Raw genomic sequence first — 21,566 nt, 5'->3', positions numbered from 1 at the left:
CTCTTAATAAAACAATATGAAGAAGTATTTTGCTGGTTAAAATAAAGATGAGTCTTACATGTAATAAAAGACTATTCGTACGTACCGTATGGCGAAGCATTTTGATTGTTTTGCTATTACAAATTCTATGTGTATCTTTGATTTGGTTGTATTATTTTGTCCAGCCCCGTGGTTACCAAGCAACTTTAACATTTTCATTATCTGATTCTGTAGGAAAGCCATTACCAATTAAAAAGCAAGACAATGTTATCGCTTTTTTGTTTTCACAGCCTATGTTCTTCAATGATTCGAATTTTTCTTTAAGTGCTTCTTATAAGAAAAAAAATCATGAAAATATCCGTTTATCGCGTCATGGTGATTTTATCGATCTTATTTTTGAAGCCGAGACACTTGAAGCAGCTCAACGTGGGTTGGAAACTTGGTTTTCCGCATTTTCACAAGCAATCATAAAACAGAAACAATTCTTGTTAAATGATAAATTAGAAGACAAACAATATGATAATATTGCAATCCTTAATATCGTGCAGGAATTTCGTAAATCTATTGATTCTTTTATTCAGCGTGGTGTAAAACAAACAGAACTTCATAATCTTTCGATGCAATTAACGCAAGCAACTTTAAAGCGTATTCATTTAACAAGTTTGAATTCAACGATTAACATGATGCGTGAAAATGGGCAGTCTTTACTGTCTTTATCGTTTATTGCAGGCAATTCAGCAATTGTTTCTCTGGAATCTAAACGTGATCTCTTGGAAACGCAAAGAGCACATATGGCTGCACAATTAGGGTGGACACATCCTCAAATTAAAGCGATGACTGCAGAATTAGAGACAGTTTCTCATCAATTAAAAAATAAAATTTTACAGATTGTTTATCAAGTTCATTCAGATGAGTTTATTGCAACGGAATTGGAAAAACAGCTTCAAAAAAGGGTGAGTTTTTTTATAAGAGATCAATCCCAATCTTTGAATGAAATATTTAATGAATTTGAAAATAAAATAAAAGCAGCGATCGATGTCCAAAATAAAGCGATGAGCAAGTCTGTTCAACGAAGAGAAAAAGTCATTGGTTCATATTGGGGATTGAGTGATAATCCTCTTCTCTTACAAAATACAAATATCCACGTGGTTATGCCAATAACGTTAGCACCAATTTCTTTTATGGCTCTTTATGGAAAAAATATTCTTGTGAGTGCATTGGCCAGCTTCCTTACTCTTTTGCTAGGAATCTTGTTATTCTATCCGTGCTTTAAAAGGAAAAAAGACCAAATCTCAGAAGAGGATTTGAGATCAAAAGAAAATTCTCTTAAGAAGAATGAGAATATTTTAGTCTCTCAAGAAATGAAAAATTTTGAAGCTTTTATTACGATAGAGGGATTATCTGATGTTTTGAAATGGCGTGCTTCAACCATTATTTCAATCATTGGACCAGAGGCTGCACGGACAGCGGCAAAGCTTTCACTTCATCTCACAAAAGAGAACAAAACAATTTTGTTGGTCGATATTTCTGGTCAACAAATAGAGAAAGTCATTGGTCCACATCGCGGACTGAGTGATATTTTAACGGGCAATGCCAAGTTGCATGATGTTATTTACCGTGATTATGATACGGGGGTTGATATTCTTCCTCAGGGGGTAACAAGTGCCATTTCAGCACAAGATTTTTCAAATGATATTTTTCATATATTACAAGAATTTAAAAAAGAATATGATTTTATCATCCTAGAGATGGCAAGCGAACCAAAATATGGGTTTGAGCAATTTGCAGAGCTAACAGACTATTATATTTGTAATACTGTTCTTAATGAACAAGAATGGATGATGCGGATGGTAGACAGCTTTCCAAAGACTGTTTATCGCGTTGTAGCATCATAAGCTTCGTAAAGTAAAAAAGAAATATGTATCGCATGTTATAGTGGTACGCTTGTTTTTTGCTAAAGTTGTAGTACATACTAAAATAGACAAAGAGTTAATGTTTAAATTTTAAAATGCATTTTAGTTGGAGAGAAGCGTGGGGCAATCAGAGATGGTAGTAAAGAGATTAAACAATAGCATTTTAACGCCTGTGCAAAAGGAAAATAGAAAACATATACAGGTGTGGCTTTACTCTATTTTATTGCTGTGTTTGGCAATTGTCTTAGTGGGTGGCGCTACTCGTTTGACGGGATCAGGATTATCTATAACGGAATGGAAGCCAATACACGGCGTTATTCCACCGATTGGTGTGGATCAATGGCAAGAGGAATTTTTAAAATATCAACAGATAGCACAATATAAGCTGCTTAATCCTGATATGACCTTAAGTGCTTTTAAGGTCATTTTTTGGTGGGAATGGGCGCATCGTGTTCTTGGGCGTCTTGTTGGTCTTGTCGCTTTATTGGGGCTCATTTGGTTTTGGGCGACTAAGCGTGTTGAAAAAAATATCTTACTCCCGCTTATTGTTGTACCTATTCTTATCGCCTTTCAAGGCTTTATTGGTTGGTGGATGGTTGCTTCAGGGATTGGGCAAAGTAGTTTAACAAGTGTGAGCCAATATCGTTTGGCATTTCATCTTATAACGGCATGTTTTGTTATTGTTTTTGTTACTTATTTATCTCGAGGGCTTGCAGAATATTCAGAAAAGCCAGCAAATCAAAAGGTGCAATATTTTGCGGCTTGGCTTGTTATTCTCGTCTTGATAGAGATTTATTGGGGTGCTTTGGTTGCAGGGCTTCATGCAGGAAAAGTCTATAATACATGGCCCCTTATGGATGGTCAGATTATTCCTGATGGATTGTTACAGCATCGTCCTGTTTGGCTCAATTTATTCGAAAATCCCTTAACGGTTCAGTTTATTCATAGATTTTTTGCTTATTTTTTATTGATTGCCTCGGCTATTCATGCTTTCTATGTACAAAAAAATGTTCCCCGTTCAACCCACTCTCGTCGTGCATTTCTTATCTGTGGTATGATTATTATCCAAGCACTTTTAGGTATTTTGACACTGTTACATGAGGTTCCGATAAGTTTGGGGCTCATTCATCAAAGTATGGCATTAGTCGTGTTGTGTTTTGTTGTTGCGCATTGGCGAGCAACAAAAGGGGCTTATCCCGTTGTTGAATAAAAGTTTGTGAGTAGGGAGGTTTAGTTGCCTGAAAGCATTAAATCGAGGTTTTGGATAGCTGCAGCTGATGCGCCTTTTCCTAAATTATCGAATAGGGCGCTGAGATTGAAAATACCTTCACGATCATTTCCAAATACGAACAGTTTCATACCATCTTTATTGGCTAAATACTCTGGATTAAGTCTTTCAAGTGAAACAGTTTCTTCTTGTGATGCGACTAAAATGGTATTTTGTCCTTCGTAATGGTTTGCGAGAATTTCGCGCAAATCAGAACAGTTTGCTGATTTTGTGAATAAATGGCGATGCAGAGGAAGATTCACAATCATTCCTTGGGGAAAACGACTCACACTTGGTATAAAAACTGGGGTTTGATTGATTTGTCCATAGATTTTAATTTCTGGCACATGTTTGTGTTCAAGATTAAGACCATAGATAAAATAATTGTCCTGAATATTTTGTTGAGATTGATTTTCCATTTGTAAAATCAACTGTTTTCCACCACCGGTATAGCCGGAGATTGCATTAATCGAGATGGGATAATCGGCGTCTAGCAGTCCTGCTTCACGGAGTGGGCGAATCAAACTAATGGCACCGGTAGGATAGCATCCGGGATTGGTTATATAATGTGCTGCTTGGATGCGCTTTCTTTGTCCTGCTGTCATTTCAGGAAAACCGTAAACCCAGTCTGGTGCAACACGGTGGGCTGTCGAGCTATCAATAATCCTAATGTTTTTATTTTTTTTAAGCCAATGAACTGTTTCGCGTGCAGTATCATCTGGAAGACACAAAATAGCAATATCGGCTTGATTAAGATAGTCTTGTCGCAGATGAACATTATGGCGATCTTTATGAGCAAGAGAGAGTAGTTTTAAATCTGTACGCCTTTCTAAGCGTTTTTGTATTTGTAGTCCGGTTGTGCCATGTTCACCATCAATAAAAACTTTGGTTAGCATTCTTATTTGCCTTCGTATTAACTTTGCCTATTATATTCAGCTTTTCACATTATAAATTATTTTTAATCATTAAATTATTGAATTTCTTTAGATTATAGATACCTTTTGTAAAAGGTGTAAACAAATAAGAGTGTAAAAAAAGAAATGTAATCTCATTTTTTACCATTCTCGAGAGGGAAGTTTTTCGTTGTTTTTATAACAAAGAACTAAGATAAATATTTACCTCATTATTTTTGAGTGTAAGTAGTTTAAAATGTTTGGTTTGCATGGTTTGCTGTGTTATCGTTCCTTGACTTTATTTTTTTATGTTAGGAATGTGTTTTATGACTCAGCAAGAAAATGACGCACAAAAGCGCTTTTTTAATGATAATTTACAAACTGTTGATGGTGCAATTTTTGACGCAATTAGAGGGGAGTTTGAGCGTCAACAACATGAAATTGAGCTGATTGCTTCAGAGAATATTGTTTCAAGAGCGGTCCTTGAAGCGCAGGGGTCTGTTTTAACCAATAAGTATGCAGAAGGTTATCCAAGAAAGCGCTACTATGGTGGGTGTCAATTTGTTGATGTCGTTGAAGATTTAGCTATTGAAAGGGCAAAACAGCTTTTCGGTGCTGCGTTTGCGAATGTACAGCCTAATTCTGGTAGCCAAATGAATCAAGCTGTCTTTTTAGCTTTACTTCAGCCTGGTGATACATTTATGGGGTTGGATTTAAATGCTGGTGGTCACCTTACGCATGGTTCACCTGTTAATATGTCAGGAAAATGGTTTGATGTTGTTTCCTATGGTGTGCGTCAAGAAGATCAGATTATTGATATGGATGAGGTTGAGCAGCTTGCAAAAGAACGTAAGCCAAAACTTATTATAGCAGGGGGCTCATCTTATCCACGGCTATGGGATTGGGAAAGATTCCGTGAAATTGCAGATGAAATCGGTGCTCATTTACTCGTTGATATGTCTCATATTGCTGGTCTTGTTGCTGGTGGCGTGCATCCTTCACCTGTTCCACATGCGCATATTGTAACAACAACAACACATAAATCGCTTCGAGGTCCACGTGGTGGTTTAATATTGACAAATGATGAGGCTTTATCCAGAAAAATTAATTCTGCAATTTTTCCTGGTCTTCAAGGTGGTCCTTTAATGCATGTGATTGCCGCAAAGGCTGTTGCGTTTGAGGAGGCTTTGCGTCCCTCTTTCAAGAGTTATAGTGCTAATGTTGTCGCTAATGCGAAAACTTTAGCAAAAACATTACAGGGTAATGGTTTTAATATTGTTTCTGGTGGTACAGATAATCATTTGTTGTTGGTTGATTTACGTTCCAAAAATCTAACAGGTAAACGTGCTGAATTGGCTTTGGGACGCGCTCATATTACCTGCAATAAAAATGGCATTCCTTTTGATTCTGAAACGCCATCTATAACATCAGGAATTCGTTTGGGATCACCTGCTGCCACGACGCGTGGTTTTTTAGAAAAAGAGTTTATTCAAGTTGGTCATCTGATTTCAGAAGTTCTTGATGGTCTTCGGAGTGCAAAAAGTGATGAAGATAATCATGTCGTTGAAATGGCTGTTGAGAAAAAGGTAAAAGATATAACGAATCAATTTCCTCTTTACTCTTATCTTACCACTCGTTAAGGATACAAAGGATGCGCTGTCCTTACTGCCAATATGAGGATACACAGGTCAAAGACTCACGTCCAGCAGAAGAGGGGGCAGTGATTCGCCGCCGCCGTGTGTGTTCCGTTTGTGGTGGTCGTTTTACAACTTTTGAACGTGTTCAGTTGCGTGAGCTCTTGGTTGCTAAAAAAAGTGGACGATGTGAACTCTTCGATCGTGATAAGTTAATGCGATCAGTTGATGTGGCTGTACGTAAGCGCAATATTGATCCTGATCATATTGAACGAGCAATTTCTGGCATTGTACGCCAGCTTGAAAGTTTGGGAGAACCAGAGATTGCTTCAGAAAAAATTGGGCATCTTGTGATGGAAGCATTGAAAAGAATTGATGATATTGCTTATATTCGTTTTGCTTCTGTGTATCGAGATTTTCGTAATGCAAGCGATTTTCACGATGTTATAGATGAATTGTCAAAGGGTATCGCGGATACAGAATCTCGTTTTGATGAATAAAAAAGTGCAAGATGAACGGTTTATGGCTGCAGCTATTCGTTTAGCAGAACGTCATGTCGGTCTTACAGGTGAGAATCCTTCCGTTGGTACGTTAATTGTGCGAAACGATAATGGTGCTGTGGGGGCTTTTATTGTTGGCTATGGCGTAACAGCTATTCATGGGAGTCCTCATGCGGAAGTGCAAGCTTTACACATGGCAGGTTCTTTGGCTCAAGGAGCGACTGCTTATGTTACTTTAGAACCTTGTGCGCATTATGGAAAAACTTCGCCGTGTGTGAATGCGCTTATTGATTCAGGTGTTTCTCGAGTTGTTGTTGCGCTGACTGATTGTGACAAGCGTGTTGATGGTCATGGTATTGCTCTTTTGCGAGCAGCGGGTATTGAAGTGGTTGAGGGCATTTTAGCTGAAGAGGCTTTTGAATCCTTATGGACGCATTGGTGCATAAGGAAGATACAACGCTGTGCGGTCACTTTTAAAATGGCAATTTCTGCCGATAATGGTGTTGGAAAAAGAGAGAAGGGCAGCGTAAAAATTAGTGGAACACTTTCTCATGCTCATACGCATATTCTACGTGCTCAAAATAATGCTATCCTCGTTGGTATTGGTACTATATTAGCAGATGATCCACAACTCAATTGCCGCTTGCCAGGGATGGAAATGCGCTCACCAATTCGTATTATTTTGGATGCAGATTTATCTATCCCCCTTGATGCAAAAGTTGTCCAAACAGCCATAAAAATTCCTACATGGGTTATTTGTGATGTGGATCTTTCAAAGAAAAGCAAAAAAAATGCATTGGAGCAATATGGTGTGTCTGTTTATTCGGTCGAGATGAACAATGGTTGTGTAGAACCCTTTGCTCTTTTACAGATGCTTTATAAACATGGGATTAATAGTGTTTTATTGGAAGGGGGCGTCAAGACAGGGGAAAAATTTTTGAATGCTGGTTGTGTTGATCATTTGATATGTTTTCATACCCCTATTGTTTTAGGCAAAAATCGTATTGAAGCCCCTCATTTTGGAAATTATCTCTCGCAGTTTCATGAGATTGAGACAAGAATGTTTGGAAATGACCGTTTTTATAAGTGGAGACGTAAGACATTATGTTCACAGGAATTATAACGGATATTGGTTGTGTTGAAGATGTTCAACCTTTAAAGCAGGGGATGCGTTTAAAGATTTCTACCCGCTATGCTATAGAAAGCTTAGCAATTGGCGCGTCAATTGCTTGTTCAGGAATTTGTCTGACAATTGTAGAGCGAGGATTAAAGCAAGAAGATACCAATTGGTTTGTTGTTGAGGCGTGGGAAGAAACATTACGTTTAACGAATCTTGCACAATGGATAAAAGGAACTTTTGTTAATTTGGAACGTTCGCTTCGATTGGGTGATGAAATGGGAGGACATTTAGTTTCTGGTCATATTGATGGTTTGGCTGAAATCATTGATCAAAAAAATGAAGGGGATGCAATTCGTTTTTATTTAAAAGTTTCAAGACAATTTATGCCTTTCATTGTTAATAAGGGATCTATTGCACTTAATGGGACATCTTTGACTGTTAATGGTGTTGAGGATTGTGTTTTTGATGTTCTTATTATTCGCCATACACTTGAAATGACAACGTGGGGACAAGCTAAAATTGGAGATCGGGTCAATTTGGAAATTGATCAACTTGCTCGTTATGCTGCAAAACTTTTTGCTTTAAAAAGAGAAGATGAATAAGCCAACACTCTATTGATCGTTTTCAGAATTTTATGCTTTATAACTTTGATTTTTTTGATTCGTTTTTTGTGGAATTCCATTATGATGAAAGAGATAGGTAAAAAGCCTCACGTATTGATTGTTGAGGCACGTTTTTATGAGGGGATTTCTGATGCACTTTTGAGAGGTGCAGTGAATACTTTGCAAAAAGCTGAAGCAAGTTATGATGTTGTAACGGTTCCTGGAGCATTAGAAATACCAAGTGCAATAGCTTTTGCTGAACAAAACAAGATATCGTATGATGGTTATGTTGCTCTTGGTTGTGTTATTCGAGGTGAAACATATCACTTTGAAATTGTTGCTAATGATTCTTGTCGTGCATTGATGGATTTAACTGTTCATCAGCACTTGGCTATTGGAAATGGTATTTTGACTGTTGAAAACGAAGAACAAGCATGGGTGCGTGCAAAATTAGATGACAAAAATAAAGGTGGTTTTGCGGCTGAAGCTGCTTTATGTATGATCGCTCTAAAAAAGAGATTTGGAGATAATCGTTAAATATGGCTGATATAAAAAGCAGACATTTTCCGCGTTCAGCCAATAAACGTGGAGCAGCAAGACTCGCTGCAGTTCAAGCACTCTATCAAATGGATATCGTGGGTTCGGGGGTGATGGAAACGGCAGCTGAGTATGAGGCTTATCGTTTGGGAAAAGATATTGATGGAGACCAATATCTTGAAGCTGATTTTCAATGGTTTTTGGCTATTATAACGGGTGTTGTAAAAGATCAAAAGCAGCTTGATCCTCTGCTTCATCAACAGCTTTCTGCAGAGTGGTCTCTTTCACGTCTTGATTCTATATTGCGAGCAATTTTACGAGCAGGTTTATGGGAGTTGATCAACCGTAAAGATGTTCCCGTTGCGGTTGTCATGAATGAGTATGTTGACATAGCAAAGGCGTTTTTTGAAGGTGATGAGCCAAAACTTGTTAATGCAGTTCTTGACAGTATGGCAAAAAAAGTTCGCCTCTAAGAGTTACAAATCCCCCTATTATAGATCTGATATTATCAGACCTATAATATTGAAACGGTATGCAGACTATATAATTCAGTTATGGGGTGGCAAATTCGCAGGGCCTTTTATAATTTGAATTAAGAAAGGATGTTCTTTTGTTACAGTTGGCGTTGTTTGTGTAATAAAATCAAACACTTGACCGTCTTGTAATCCGTAATTTGCAACTTTTGCAACCTGATTATTTTTATTGAAGTAAATGGCTAAAACTTTGCGATCAATAATCTTTGTTTTCATAAACTGCATCCCACGATAACGTGTCTGTGAGATGTAATAAAAAACTTCATTATCATATTTTGTTTTTAATGAGGGGGTCCCTAAAGTTAAAAGAACTTGCTCTTGACTTGAGCCAATAGAGATAGAACTTAGAGCATTTTTATCAAGAACATAGCCTTCTCTATAAATTTGGCTCGAACCTGAAGAATCAAGAAGGCTACACCCAGAAAGCATTCCTATGCTTGCTATTGATAGACCAATCAATAATTTACGTTTGATTAAGGCTATTATGTGAGGCATTTGAAACAATAGTATCTCCTTTTTATACTGAGATGTAGGACAAGAAGGCAACCTCAAGTTTTTTCTAATTTTAACTTAATCTACCGTAGCTTACACTGAGTTTCCCTGTTATAAAGCAAATTATGCCATATAGAATTTCTTTAGAAAAGAAAAAAATGCATAAATACTTGAGATAAATAAAAACATAGTGCTTTACGCGTTTTTATGTTTGGGAGTTGTCAATGAATGTTCAAAATGTTCCTCAAATGACATTTGCTTTGGCTTATCCAATATCTGTACGTTCTCTACCTGCTAAAGGTATAAGGGTTCATTTTTGTGCAAACAAAAAAGAATGTACACATTTAGCCCAGAACCATGATTTAATTGAAGTAAAATCTTGTGAGGGAAAATTCCATATTTTCCCGTGGAAAAAACGCGGAGTGCGTATAAAAGGTCTGTTGCAAGCGCGTATACTACAGTTATGTGTTGTTACATTAGAACCATTAGAAAATATCCTTTGTGAAAATATTGAGGTTGTTTTTGTTCCTGAAGATTCAAATTTGATGAAGCCCAAAATATCAGAGGATACAGGGGAATTGTTTTTAGATGTGGAGGGGCTTGATACTCCTGAAGTATTTTATGATGATAAAATTGATATTGGCGCAATCATGGAAGAGTTTTTTGAGTTGTCTATTAATCATTATCCACGTAAAGAAGGGATAAAGATGAATATGGGTGAAAATTTAGAAGAAGCAGAGCGAAAATTCTCTCCATTTTCTGTTTTGAAAAATTGGAAGTGATTGTAAAAACATACAAAAAATATCTATTGTATGCTAAACGGTATTTTCTGCGAAGCGATTTTCGCAAGATGTGCTGTGTGAGTATTCAGGAGCCAAAAATCATAATATGTATTTAAAGATGTAAATGAAAAGATGTGGGATATGCAAGCGTGATTAGAATTTCTGTGGATGTCATGGGCGGTGATTACGGTCCAGAAGCAGCTATTGCAGGAGCAGCAATTGTACAAAAATATTTATCAAATATTTATTTTCTATTTTATGGAGTAGAGGAGGCTGTTCGTCCGGTTTTAAAAAAATATCCCTGTTTGGATTCTGTATCGCGCTTTTGCCCTACAGAAAGTTATACACGCATGGATGAAAAGCCAAGCCAAGCACTTCGTAATGGACGTGGTAAATCATCAATGTGGTACGCCATTGAAGCGGTAAAAAATGGTGAAGCTGATGCTTGCATTTCTGCTGGTAATACGGGTGCACTCATGGCCATGTCTTATTTTTGTTTGAAAATGCTTGCAGAGGCTGAACGTCCTGGTATTGCGGGTATCTGGCCAACACTGCGCAGTGAGAGTATTGTTTTAGATATTGGAGCAACAATTGGTGCCTCTGCTAGTCAGTTGGTTGATTTGGCGGTTATGGGAGCAGGTATGTTTCGCGCTTTATATCACACTGAAAGACCAAGTGTTGGGCTTTTAAATGTGGGGGTGGAAGAGGTTAAAGGACTTTATGAAATAAAAAAAGCAGGAATGATATTGCGTGAAGTGCAATTAGAAGGATTGGAATATAAAGGATTTGTTGAGGGCAATGACATTGGAAAAGGAACAGTCGATGTTGTTGTGACAGAGGGGTTTTCTGGTAATATTGCTTTAAAAACCGCAGAAGGAACCGCGCGACAGATAGGAGAGATTTTAAACTCTGCAATGCGCAGTTCTTTTTTAACATCTCTTGGTTATTTTTTATCACGGGGTGCTTTTCGTATACTGAAACATAAAATGGATCCTGATAGGGTGAATGGAGGAGTGCTTTTAGGTTTGAATGGTGTTGTTATAAAAAGTCATGGCAGTGCTAATGCTAATGGCTTTGCTTCTGCTATCCGCGTTGGTTATAAAATGGTTAATAATGGACTTTTACAAAAAATAACGGCTGATTTACGGCGATTTCATGAAAATAAAGAAACACTTTTTGACCAAGAAGATGAAGCGGTGATGAATGGAGAGTCCTTATGATAAGCTCTTATAATAGAAATGAAAAATTTGAAGAAAAGGTAAGAGCTGAATGATTCGGTCAATTATACGTGGTGTAGGAAGTGCTTTGCCGAAAAGAAGTTTATCAAATGATGAGATTGCAAAGTTTGTTGAAACGTCAGATTCATGGATTGTTCAGCGTACAGGAATACGCCAACGTTATATTGCCAGTGAAAATGAAACAACTGTTTCTTTAGGAGTTGAGGCTGCGCAAGCAGCACTTACAAATGCTGGTTTAACAATAAAAGACATCGATTGTATTATTTTAGCAACGTCTACCCCGAATCGTACTTTTCCTGCTTCTGCTGTTGAAATTCAGCATGCTTTGGGAATGAGCCATGGATTTGCTTTTGATATTCAAGCTGTTTGCTCTGGTTTTATTTTTGCTTTAACAACAGGAGATTCTTATTTACGGTGTGGGGGAGCTAAAAGAATTTTAGTTATTGGATCCGATACATTTTCTCGAATTTTAGATTGGGAAGATCGTACGACATGTGTTTTGTTTGGTGATGGTGCGGGTGCTGTTATTTTGGAAGCACAAGAAACTGAGGGGGATATTGCTTTTGAGCGTGGTATATTGTCTGCGAAATTGCGCTCTAATGGTGCTTATATAGATAAGCTATATGTTGATGGTGGACCTTCAACAACACAAACGACAGGCTATTTGCGTATGGAAGGACGAGAAGTTTTTAAATATGCTGTTGGTATGATAACGGATGTGGTTGATGATTGTTTTGCAGCTGCAGGTATGGATTCTTCACAACTAGATTGGTTTGTACCTCATCAGGCTAATAAGCGCATTATTGAAGCATCTGCTAAAAAGCTAGGAATTTCACTAGATAAAGTTGTGATTACCGTTGATCAACATGGTAATACGTCTGCTGCATCAGTTCCGTTGGCTTTAACAACAGCTGTTTGCGATGGAAAAATAAAAGAAGGAGATCTTATCATGTTAGAAGCCATGGGAGGTGGATTTACATGGGGAGCAATTCTTATTCGTTGGTAAATTATGGCTACTTGACCATATTTCAAGAAAACGTATAAGTCATTTTGTAATTTTTAATATTTTAATAGGTGGTTATAATGACAAGTAAGACAGTAACGCGTGCAGATTTAGCGAGCGTAGTTTGTAAAAGAGTGGGCTTGTCACATACTGAATCAGCAGCTTTAGTCGAATTGGTTTTGGATGAGATTTGCAACTCACTTGTAAGAGGTGAAGCGGTTAAATTATCTTCTTTTGCAACTTTTCAGGTTCGCAGTAAAAATGAACGTGTTGGACGCAATCCAAAAACAGGTGTTGAAGCACCTATTCCGCCGCGACGTGTTGTGACGTTTAAGGCTGCCAATGTTCTTAAACAGAGAATTTTAGATTCGTATCGTGCAAAACAGAAAAAATGATATCTCATAAATAAATGCCATGGTATGTTTGGTATTTGTTAAAGAAATGTATAAAATAAGGGTCTTTGTTTTTTAGAAAAAGACTGGTGAGTAAGGTGTCAATGATGGTCTTATTTTTGACTAATCTTGTTGAGAAATTGAGACAGAATGAGTCATTGTAAAGTAATTTATTTTGTTTTAAATAAGGTGTTACAAAATGGATAAAAGCTCTGATGCTTTTCGCACAATTAGCGAAGTAGCGGAGTTATTGGAGCTTCCGCAGCATGTCTTAAGATTTTGGGAAACACGTTTTAGGCAGATTAAACCAATGAAACGTGGGGGAGGAAGGCGCTATTATCGTCCGGTCGATGTTGATTTGCTCAATGGTATTAAGCAGTTACTATATGATCAAGGTTATACGATAAAAGGTGTGCAACGCCTTTTGAAAGAAAATGGTGTTGCTTTTGTAACTGCATTGGGTAATGGTGATCTTGATGCTATGAATGTGGTCATAGAGAAGAAACATGCAGGACAAACTTCTGAAAATGCTAGCAATAAGCCTAAGAAATCTTCTTTTGGGCTTTTGAGTTTCATGAGGAGTGAAGGAGAAACATCTGTCGGTTCTGTGAATCTTTACAAAGATAAAACTGATAAAGCATTGTTACAAGAAATTCTGTTTGAACTCATTGAATGTAAGCGTGTTCTTGATAGAGCACGATAATAATATTTTTTTGTTTTATATGTGTTTCGTAGATATTTAGATGTTTTATGGATGTGCCCAGAATTTTATACGTTCAACGAGTAGTCATATATCGTATGTGTATATTTAACGAGTTTTTTATAAGAGTTTTTCATTTGGTAAAACATGAAGAAGAGAAAGAATAAACGCTGAGTTTTGCCATTTTTTTGATTTGGCTTTATAAAAATTAAGGCAATATCTCATCAGTGTAGATTGCGGGATGTAGAATGCCATTAGCTTACCAATTCATGTGCTTGTTTTAAAGAGATGTTTCTTAAGGCTTCTTAATCTTATTTTACCATAATGCCTCGTGAATGATTAATGGTAAACTCGTTGAGTACCGCTATTTTTATACTTATGAAGGTTCAAGTCGGCATCATCATTATAGTTATAGCCTGTTCTCAATGACTGCAACAATCCTTAGCACTTTAGGCGGCTCATTGTAGGCATTTTAAAAGTCCTTTCTCAATAATTTTTATCCATACACTCATTCCGCTTGTTTCGTGCAAGCAAATGATTTTGATAGATTCAACATAAACATATTAAAAATAAGAGAAGCCTATGATATTCGAAACCTTATTTAATATGAATAACGATATATTATCATTATAAATCAATATCTTGTCCTTTTTTATAAGGGCTTATCTTACGAATAAGAAATATCATTGTTCAGCTAATTTTACATATTTTTTATTAATAAATATAATCTTGTTTTCAGTTTTCTTGCTTGATGTTGCTATAATTATTGTAATGATCTATCCATGATAGTAGCAGAATCTTTTCATTATAAAGGTAAAAGATTAATGTTATTATTAATATTCAATTGTCTATGATTTTTGCATTTAAACAGCTCATAGCTTACATTCAACTTTTTCACCAATCCACCTTGTAGAGAGAGAGCACGTTACTCTTTCTGATGATAGGTCATTGTGCATGAAACAAAAACACACTACAATATCAAATTATTTCATTTTGTACAAAAACTGAAGATTTATAGTAAAAAATTAACGTATTACCATCTTCTGTGATATTATGCATTTATGACACGTTGCAAATCTGGAGGTGTTGCTTCATTTGAGAGTTGTTTAATCACATCTTCTACAGATAAAAGGGTTTGATTTGTACTTCCTAAGCGGCGTATATTTACGCTGTTTGTTTCAGCTTCACGTTTGCCACATACCAAAATTACGGGGACTTTTTGTAAAGAATGTTCTCGTATTTTATAGTTAATTTTTTCATTGCGGAGATCTATTGTTGCGGAAAGCCCAACAGCTTTAAGTTTTGCTGTTATTTTTTGGGCATATTCATTTGCTTCGGATGTAATTGTTACAACAACAATTTGTTCAGGAGCAAGCCAAAGTGGCATATGTCCAGCAAAATTTTCGATTAATATACCAAAAAAACGCTCCATTGATCCCAAAATAGCACGGTGGATCATAACAGGTTGACGTTTTTCTGAATCTTTATCAATATAGAATGCACCAAAACGTTCAGGGAGATTAAAGTCTATTTGTGTTGTTCCACATTGCCATTCACGACCGATAGCATCCTTTAATGTATATTCAAATTTTGGACCATAAAATGCTCCTTCACCTGGAAGGATGCTTGTTTTGATTTGTCCTGCAAATTTTGTTTCAATCGTTTTAAGGACAGATTCCATGATACTTTCTGCATGATCCCATAATGCATCAGATCCAACTCGTTTTTCTGGACGTGTTGAAAGCTTAAGACTAATTTCTTTAAAACCAAAATCAGCATAAGTTGATAAAATAAGATCATTAATACTGAGACATTCATCGGCTAATTGTTCATCAGTACAAAAAATATGCGCATCATCTTGTGTAAAACCACGCACACGCATAAGACCATGTAAAGAGCCTGAAGGCTCATAACGATGAACAAGTCCAAATTCAGCAAGTCTAATAGGCAAATCACGATAAGATTTTAAACCATGTTTAAAAATTTGCACATGACCAGGGCAATTCATTGGTTTAAGGGCATAAACATTCCCATGATCTGAATCTTCTGCTGCTGAAATTACTTTGAACATATTCTCCTTATACCAACCCCAATGGCCAGATATTTCCCAGAGTGACCTATCGAGAACTTGTGGTGCATTAACTTCAGCATATTGATGATCATCAAGGCGTCTACGCATATAGCTGATCAAATTTTGGAACATTTTCCAACCTTTTTTGTGCCAAAAAATCATTCCTGGCCCTTCTTCTTGAAAGTGAAATAAGTCCATTTCACGTCCCAAGCGGCGATGATCACGTTTTTCAGCTTCTTCTAGCATATGGAGGTAGGCTTTTAAGTCATTTTCATTTGCAAATGCTGTTCCATAAATTCTCGTGAGCATTGGATTATTGGCATCGCCACGCCAATAAGCTCCTGCAACTTTCATTAATTTGAAAGCATTCCCAATTTGCCCTGTAGATTGCATGTGCGGTCCGCGACAAAGATCAAACCACTCCCCTTGATAATAAACTTTTAAATCTTGATTTTCAGGAATGCTATCAATAAGTTCAACTTTATAAAATTCTTTTTTCTCAGAAAAAACTTTTCTTGCTTTTTCACGAGACCAAATTTCTTTTCTAAAAGGTTTATTGCGTTGGATAATTTCACGCATTTTCTGTTCAATGACGGTGAGATCATCTAATGTAAAAGGTTGTTGGCGTGCAAAATCATAATAGAATCCATTCTCAATGACAGGACCTATTGTTACTTGCGTTTCAGGAAAGAGCTCTTGCACTGCTTCAGCAAGGACATGGGCGCAATCATGCCTTATGAGCTCAAGAGCGCGTGAATCTTCTCGGGTAATAATCTCTACTTGACCAGATTGTCCCAATGGATCCGATAAGTCTCGCGTGATACCATCAAGACTATAGGCGACTGCTTTTTTTGCAAGTGATTTAGAAATAGATTCTGCTAATTCCAAGCCTGTCATTTCGGCGGGGTAATTACGTTTTGAACCATCGGGAAAAAAAAGAGAAATAGAGCAAGACATAAAAACACCCTTTTAATCCAATTCCGCTAACGATTGCGGATGGTTTCGTGAAAATTGAGTAAAAAGCTTATAGACTAATTTTTTTATCAATACATGTGAAAAAAGAAAAGGATTATTTGTTGTGTTTGTCAGAAATTTTCCAGTAACACCAAGGTTTATAAAAACAGCAAGAATTTCCAAGCGATGGAGGGACTGGATCAAAGCCATCTGTTCCAAAGGGTCCACAACGCATGATACGAAAGAGTCCCATCCATGCACCAGCCCAAAGCCCATGGCGTGCAATCGCTTCATATGTATATTCTGAACAAGTCGGGGCATGGCGGCACTGATTACCTATAAGGCTCGAAAGTGTTATTTGATAGAAACGTATTAAGAAAACACCCAATAATCGTCCGGGCGTTTTTTGCCAAGTGCCTGTGTAATTCCGAGTCAACTTTTTTTGTCTAGATTGTGATTTGAACATTTATTTTTCTTCAATTTTTTGAATGCAGTCTATCGTTGCATCAAAGGGTAGTAGTGTTGCTGCATGGCGCACTTTATAGTCTTTAATGGGCTGTAAGCAAGAAAAATCCTCAAATGGAGCTTGAGGAGAAGGACCATTTTGCGTTAGCATTTGGTAGATAACTTCACGCAATATTTTAAGATCTTGAGTTGTTTGTCCGATGATATGAGATGCTAAAAGTGAAGCTGAAGCTTGCCCTAGCACACATACATGTATTTCGTGAGCAAAATCGGTAATAATACCATTTTCCACTTTTAAATCTACAGTGATTGTCGAACCACAAAGGTGTGCATGTTTTCTTGATGTTGCATCAGGATTATTAAGACGCCCAATTTTGCCTATATGTGCAGCATATTTAAGTATTTTATCATTATAGATATTATCAATCATGCGCTATTGCCTGAAATTTTGAGAGTCGTGATTGTTTAAACTTTTAATTCGCTTATATAGAGATTATACAAAATGAGATAGGTATGGAGCAAATGCTTTGTATAGAGTAAGCTTGGAGTTTTTGAATGCGTAATGTTGTTAAAGAAGACACAAATTTATCTGAAGAAAAGCGTCCGAGTATTGAAGAGGTGGAAGAGGCGATTCGTACATTACTCTTATGGATAGGGGAAAATCCAAATAGAGAAGGGCTTTTAGATACTCCAAAACGTATAGCCAAGGCATATCGCGAGCTTTTTAATGGTTATAGTCAATCGGTTAAAGAAACCTTAGGTACAGTTTTTGAAGAGGTTTCAGGATACAATGAAGCCGTAATCGTAAAGAATATACCTTTTTATTCACACTGTGAGCATCACATGATCCCAATTATTGGGAAAGCACATATAGCATATCTTCCTAATGCAAAAATTGTTGGTCTTTCAAAAATTGTACGTGTTGTAGATATTTTTTCTCGTCGTTTACAAACTCAAGAAGCTATGACAGCGCAAGTGGCTCACGCGTTAAAAACGTATCTGAAGCCTCATGGTGTAGCAGTATTGATTGAGGCTGAGCACATGTGTATGGCTATGAGAGGAATCCAAAAACAGGGCTCTACAACAATTACAAAAAACTTTCATGGTTATTATGAAAAAGATCAAGCGGCACAAGCACATTTTATGATGATGGTTCAAAGGTCATAGTAAAGCCCATATTTCTCGTAATCTTTATTAAGTTATAAAGCATCCGGATAAAATAAATTATGAGAAAAAGAAAATTGGCTTGTACCTTTCTTTATGATTTGTTAAAGGCTAAAAACCGAGATTTTTTCTTTCCACGTGCGGTCGTGGCGGAATTGGTAGACGCGCAGCGTTGAGGTCGCTGTGGGGCAACCCGTGGAAGTTCGAGTCTTCTCGACCGCACCAGTTAGCAGTGAGTCTCTCCATAATGAGATGAAGTTATGTTAGAGAGAGGGGATTTATAGGCATTATAGAAAAATCTTTTTTGTATGTTATTTGTTGGTGTGTTGCCAATAATGTTTCGTTTTTATTACTTTATCTATGCATTTGAAATGTTATATTTTTATAAGGTGGGGTGAAGTTGCAGTGAGAAGTATAATGATTCTGAGATATTTAACACTTCTTATTTGTATTTCTTTATTATCAGCGTGTAGTGATTCACGTGCTGTACTTTGGCATGGGGTGCATGCAACACCTTCTATGACTGCCGTAGAAAGGGAAGTTGAAGGGAAACCAGTTTCTCCAAAAGCCATCGTTCCAGTGTATGTTGCAACGAGTCGTATGATGCAAAATAATTACGCTCAACCTTATGGTGCAGAGCGATCAAATAAAGTTCATTATAATCGTGTTGACGTAGGAATTCCTCAGCAACATGTAAAGGGAGTTGTTGAAATAAATGCCTATAAACCTACGCATGATAAGTATTTTGCAGCAGTAGCATTGCAAAAATACGATAATAAAGAACAGTTTAAACAGCGATTAAATGCTGCTTTAGCAAAAAAGCCAAAAGGAAAAAGAGAAATTTTTCTTTTTATCCATGGGTATAATAATAATTTTGCAGATGGTACATTTCGTACAGCACAGTTTACACACGATTATTCTTTAAATGTTGTCGCTGTGCATTATTCTTGGCCTTCGGCCGGATCAGTTCCTCTTTATATTTATGATCGTGACAGTGCTAATTTTGCCCGTGACGGATTGATAGAGCTTTTAACACTTATTAGTGAAACCAATGCTGATCAAATTTCGGTTATTGCACATTCTATGGGCAATTTTGTTATAATGGAAGCATTTAGAACGTTAGCGTTACAGGGAAAATATAGGCCTATTCGTCGTATTACAAGTTTATTAATGGCTGCACCAGATATTGATGTTGATGTATTTGAGCGCCAACTTAATGATATAAAAAAACTCCCGCAGCCAACCGCTATTTTAGTATCCAGAGCGGATAAAGCTCTTGCGGTTTCAGGACGTCTTACGGGTGGACATCATCGTGTGGGCGATGGCTCAGATATTGAAATGTTGCGTAAAAATGGAATAGCTGTTCTTGATTTCTCTCATGTGGATGGGGGGGCACACAATGTCTTTGCATCTTCGCCAACATTGATGGCTCTTTCTCGAGAAGGTTCTTTGGCTTCCACAATTATGCAAGGTACAGAATTGTCACCTAGTCAAGCCCTTCTTGCTGATGGTAGTAGTGTGTTGGAAAAAACAACACATCTTATCCTTTATACACCTGTACGTTTTCTCTCTCCACGGATTCCACGTTGATCGTGAAAAGAGAGAAGAGGCTCCATCGAATAATGTATTGGAGGTAATATTTTTTAGCACTTTCTTTAGAATGGTCTTGTAAAATGAAAAATAAATGGCGGGATGAATGTAAAAAACAGTCATTAGGTGAGTTTGTGATGATTGCACGGAAACGCTATGTTAATACGCCTACAGTTGTTGATTATTTATCTCATTCCGCAATTAAGTTATTAGACATTCATGCTATGCTTGTGAAGGTGAGAAAAGGTGATATGGGGGAAAAACCAAATTTATTGCGTCAAATTGATTCTACAAAAAAACAGTTAGATGAGATAAGCCATGCTCTTATTTTAGAATATCGTAAACGCCAAGAAAATGAGCGTTTTTTAAAACAAATTCTGCTATCCATTTCCGATCAACTTTTTGCACTTAATAATGGTTTTAAGGAAACAGGACGTCTTTTTTTCCAAGAAGTTAGAATACTTCAGTCTCAGATGCAATGTTTGTATGAGGGAAAGGAGAGGCTGCATTTGTTGAATAGCCAAGAATCTTTTTGTTCTCCATCAAAGATTGATGAAGTCATTAAACAGTTACAAAAAGCACGAGAAAAGCTTATTCTTGAAAGCCCACATCTCTTTGAAAAAAGCACAAAAGCTAAACAATGAAAGTTCTTTAGTTGAGCAGATCGATAATTTGAATTTTACAGCAAAAACGCTGTTAGATAGAAGGCTATAACCTTTTTAAAGAAAAGAATTTGCTTTAATAAATGAAACGCATGTATTTTATAATCTCACTCTTTATTGCATTAAAGCTTTAGAAGACTTTGGTTATATCTTTGCTAAAGTTAAGGCTGATGAATTAGGTGGCTTTATTGAAAATAAATGTTTGTGGAAAGAATTTTACAAAAAACTTTCTGATTCTTTTAATAATAGCCCGCCGGATAATTTTACCAATGTTATGAAGTTGTTAGTGTATTCATTAGGCAAATAAAAAGCAAGTAAAATAAAATATTTATGTCTAATATAAGGGAATAGGTGAATCTTGATTCTATTGAGTTTTTTTGCCTCTATCCCTCATCTTTTTGAAGCTTTTTTATGGTTGCAAGAGCGAGTTTTTTACGGTCTGTGCTCTTTGTGTAAAGAGATGCCATAGCATCATTTGTCCAGCCAAAAATTGCTTTGAGTTGTGATACTGTTGCACCAGAATTAGCGGCCACGTTTTGCTGCTAATTTTCTCAATTCATGCGCCGATTTTTTGATACCTGCTTTGGTACACACATTATAAAATGTAATTCCGAAGCTTTTTTTGGGTATTTTTTTCCCGCGTTTACCACAAATGAATGTTTCTTCTCCAATAGGACCAACTTCAAGCGTTTTGGCTAATTCCGGTAAAATAGGTAGAAAGATATCTGTTTTAAATTGGCTCTTTTCTGTTTTGATGTGAATGATATTATCTTTGACGTCTTTCCAGCCAATGCGGACCGCATCACCACGACGCAGACCCGTGTAAAGAAGAACATCAATCCAAACACGTTCATGGGTACCATGTGACCAGCGTTGGTAATATTTTTCAACATCTTCTTCTGTCCAAACGGGAAAGCCCTCTTTATTTTTAAGAGGAGGACTTGTGATACCTAAAGTAGGGTTGCTTTCCAAAAGTCCTTGTTCAATTGCCCATTTAAAAAGCCCATTTAGGGATTGTAGAAAGTCTCTAGCCATTGCTGGTGTTTCTTTGCGCCGTTCAACACCGGCTATGATA

At 36.9% G+C, this 21,566-nt stretch carries 21 protein-coding genes, 1 tRNA gene and 1 pseudogene; 17 read left to right on the top strand and 6 right to left on the bottom strand.

Going from position 1 to position 21,566, the window contains the following annotated elements:
• Positions 1-47 precede the first annotated feature (47 nt).
• Together ACFIL7_RS08740 and ACFIL7_RS08735 are read left to right on the top strand one after the other, a co-directional pair.
• Positions 48-1,874 carry a hypothetical protein gene (locus ACFIL7_RS08740; RefSeq protein ID WP_375642967.1) on the top strand — a complete coding sequence of 609 codons (1,827 nt, stop codon included), beginning with the start codon at positions 48-50 and terminating at the stop codon, positions 1,872-1,874.
• 151 nt (positions 1,875-2,025) lie between these two features.
• Positions 2,026-3,102, top strand: a complete 1,077-nt coding sequence (locus tag ACFIL7_RS08735; RefSeq protein ID WP_375636981.1) for a COX15/CtaA family protein — start codon at positions 2,026-2,028, stop codon at positions 3,100-3,102.
• 20 nt (positions 3,103-3,122) lie between these two features.
• Here the strand turns inward: ACFIL7_RS08735 and argC are convergent, their stop codons facing one another.
• The gene (argC, locus tag ACFIL7_RS08730; protein ID WP_375633151.1) at positions 3,123-4,055 is read right to left on the bottom strand and encodes an N-acetyl-gamma-glutamyl-phosphate reductase; all 933 of its coding nucleotides are present in this window, start codon (positions 4,053-4,055) and stop codon (positions 3,123-3,125) included.
• A gap of 323 nt (positions 4,056-4,378) precedes the next feature.
• Here argC and glyA point away from each other — a divergent pair, with 323 nt between their 5' ends.
• The 6 genes from glyA (at position 4,379) to nusB (ending at position 8,918) form a co-directional block, all read left to right on the top strand.
• Complete coding sequence (gene glyA / locus ACFIL7_RS08725) at positions 4,379-5,692, top strand: serine hydroxymethyltransferase (protein ID WP_375634485.1); 1,314 nt, start codon at positions 4,379-4,381, stop codon at positions 5,690-5,692.
• An 11-nt stretch (positions 5,693-5,703) separates the two neighbouring features.
• Positions 5,704-6,186 carry a transcriptional regulator NrdR gene (gene nrdR / locus ACFIL7_RS08720; RefSeq protein ID WP_375633149.1) on the top strand — a complete coding sequence of 161 codons (483 nt, stop codon included), beginning with the start codon at positions 5,704-5,706 and terminating at the stop codon, positions 6,184-6,186.
• Positions 6,179-7,309, top strand: a complete 1,131-nt coding sequence (ribD, locus tag ACFIL7_RS08715) for a bifunctional diaminohydroxyphosphoribosylaminopyrimidine deaminase/5-amino-6-(5-phosphoribosylamino)uracil reductase RibD (RefSeq protein ID WP_375633148.1) — start codon at positions 6,179-6,181, stop codon at positions 7,307-7,309. The genes nrdR and ribD overlap by 8 nt, the downstream gene beginning before the upstream one ends.
• Entirely contained in the window at positions 7,291-7,908 is a 618-nt protein-coding gene (locus ACFIL7_RS08710) for a riboflavin synthase (RefSeq protein WP_375633147.1), read from the top strand. Before ribD ends, ACFIL7_RS08710 begins: the two co-directional genes overlap by 19 nt.
• Positions 7,909-7,989: 81 nt before the next feature.
• Complete coding sequence (locus tag ACFIL7_RS08705) at positions 7,990-8,445, top strand: 6,7-dimethyl-8-ribityllumazine synthase (RefSeq protein ID WP_375611572.1); 456 nt, start codon at positions 7,990-7,992, stop codon at positions 8,443-8,445.
• 2 nt (positions 8,446-8,447) lie between these two features.
• Positions 8,448-8,918, top strand: coding sequence for a transcription antitermination factor NusB (gene nusB / locus ACFIL7_RS08700; protein ID WP_015856452.1), 471 nt, complete (start codon positions 8,448-8,450; stop codon positions 8,916-8,918).
• Positions 8,919-8,993: 75 nt separating this feature from the next.
• On the opposite strand, the gene ACFIL7_RS08695 is transcribed toward nusB, so the two are convergent.
• Positions 8,994-9,473, bottom strand: a complete 480-nt coding sequence (locus tag ACFIL7_RS08695; protein ID WP_375618522.1) for an outer membrane protein assembly factor BamE — start codon at positions 9,471-9,473, stop codon at positions 8,994-8,996.
• Between the two features lie 221 nt (positions 9,474-9,694).
• Here ACFIL7_RS08695 and ACFIL7_RS08690 point away from each other — a divergent pair, with 221 nt between their 5' ends.
• The 5 genes from ACFIL7_RS08690 to ACFIL7_RS08670 all read left to right on the top strand — a co-directional run bounded on the left by ACFIL7_RS08690 (position 9,695) and on the right by ACFIL7_RS08670 (position 13,588).
• Positions 9,695-10,252, top strand: a complete 558-nt coding sequence (locus ACFIL7_RS08690; protein ID WP_375618504.1) for a DUF177 domain-containing protein — start codon at positions 9,695-9,697, stop codon at positions 10,250-10,252.
• A gap of 149 nt (positions 10,253-10,401) precedes the next feature.
• Positions 10,402-11,472, top strand: a complete 1,071-nt coding sequence (gene plsX, locus ACFIL7_RS08685) for a phosphate acyltransferase PlsX (RefSeq protein WP_375618503.1) — start codon at positions 10,402-10,404, stop codon at positions 11,470-11,472.
• A gap of 49 nt (positions 11,473-11,521) precedes the next feature.
• A complete protein-coding gene (locus ACFIL7_RS08680) occupies positions 11,522-12,496 on the top strand; it encodes a beta-ketoacyl-ACP synthase III (RefSeq protein ID WP_375607115.1) in 975 nt (324 codons plus the stop codon).
• A gap of 77 nt (positions 12,497-12,573) precedes the next feature.
• Positions 12,574-12,888, top strand: coding sequence for an integration host factor subunit alpha (locus ACFIL7_RS08675; protein ID WP_375633144.1), 315 nt, complete (start codon positions 12,574-12,576; stop codon positions 12,886-12,888).
• A 196-nt stretch (positions 12,889-13,084) separates the two neighbouring features.
• Complete coding sequence (locus tag ACFIL7_RS08670) at positions 13,085-13,588, top strand: MerR family transcriptional regulator (RefSeq protein WP_375633143.1); 504 nt, start codon at positions 13,085-13,087, stop codon at positions 13,586-13,588.
• A gap of 1,048 nt (positions 13,589-14,636) precedes the next feature.
• On the opposite strand, the gene thrS is transcribed toward ACFIL7_RS08670, so the two are convergent.
• The 3 genes from thrS to ACFIL7_RS08655 all read right to left on the bottom strand — a co-directional run bounded on the left by thrS (position 14,637) and on the right by ACFIL7_RS08655 (position 17,505).
• A complete protein-coding gene (gene thrS, locus ACFIL7_RS08665; RefSeq protein ID WP_375633142.1) occupies positions 14,637-16,613 on the bottom strand; it encodes a threonine--tRNA ligase in 1,977 nt (658 codons plus the stop codon).
• A gap of 112 nt (positions 16,614-16,725) precedes the next feature.
• A complete protein-coding gene (yidD, locus tag ACFIL7_RS08660; protein ID WP_375633141.1) occupies positions 16,726-17,076 on the bottom strand; it encodes a membrane protein insertion efficiency factor YidD in 351 nt (116 codons plus the stop codon).
• Positions 17,077-17,505, bottom strand: coding sequence for an iron-sulfur cluster assembly scaffold protein (locus tag ACFIL7_RS08655; protein WP_375634486.1), 429 nt, complete (start codon positions 17,503-17,505; stop codon positions 17,077-17,079).
• A 125-nt stretch (positions 17,506-17,630) separates the two neighbouring features.
• On the opposite strand from ACFIL7_RS08655, the gene folE reads away from it, so the two are divergent.
• From folE to ACFIL7_RS08635, 4 genes are all read left to right on the top strand, one after another.
• Entirely contained in the window at positions 17,631-18,242 is a 612-nt protein-coding gene (gene folE, locus ACFIL7_RS08650) for a GTP cyclohydrolase I FolE (RefSeq protein WP_375633139.1), read from the top strand.
• A gap of 137 nt (positions 18,243-18,379) precedes the next feature.
• A tRNA-Leu gene (locus ACFIL7_RS08645) sits at positions 18,380-18,464 on the top strand.
• Between the two features lie 192 nt (positions 18,465-18,656).
• On the top strand, positions 18,657-19,829 hold the full coding sequence (locus ACFIL7_RS08640) for an alpha/beta hydrolase (RefSeq protein WP_375618498.1): 1,173 nt from the start codon (positions 18,657-18,659) through the stop codon (positions 19,827-19,829).
• Positions 19,830-19,966: 137 nt separating this feature from the next.
• A complete protein-coding gene (locus ACFIL7_RS08635; protein ID WP_015856440.1) occupies positions 19,967-20,473 on the top strand; it encodes a hypothetical protein in 507 nt (168 codons plus the stop codon).
• 401 nt (positions 20,474-20,874) lie between these two features.
• Here the strand turns inward: ACFIL7_RS08635 and ACFIL7_RS08630 are convergent.
• Positions 20,875-21,566, bottom strand: a pseudogene (locus tag ACFIL7_RS08630) (tyrosine-type recombinase/integrase); the annotation flags it as partial.

The organism is Bartonella sp. AP3QHHD (assembly GCF_042195765.1).
Lineage (GTDB): Bacteria > Pseudomonadota > Alphaproteobacteria > Rhizobiales > Rhizobiaceae > Bartonella.
The sequence above is the reverse complement of the archived record's forward strand: the minus strand, read 5'-3'. Positions and strand labels throughout refer to the sequence as shown.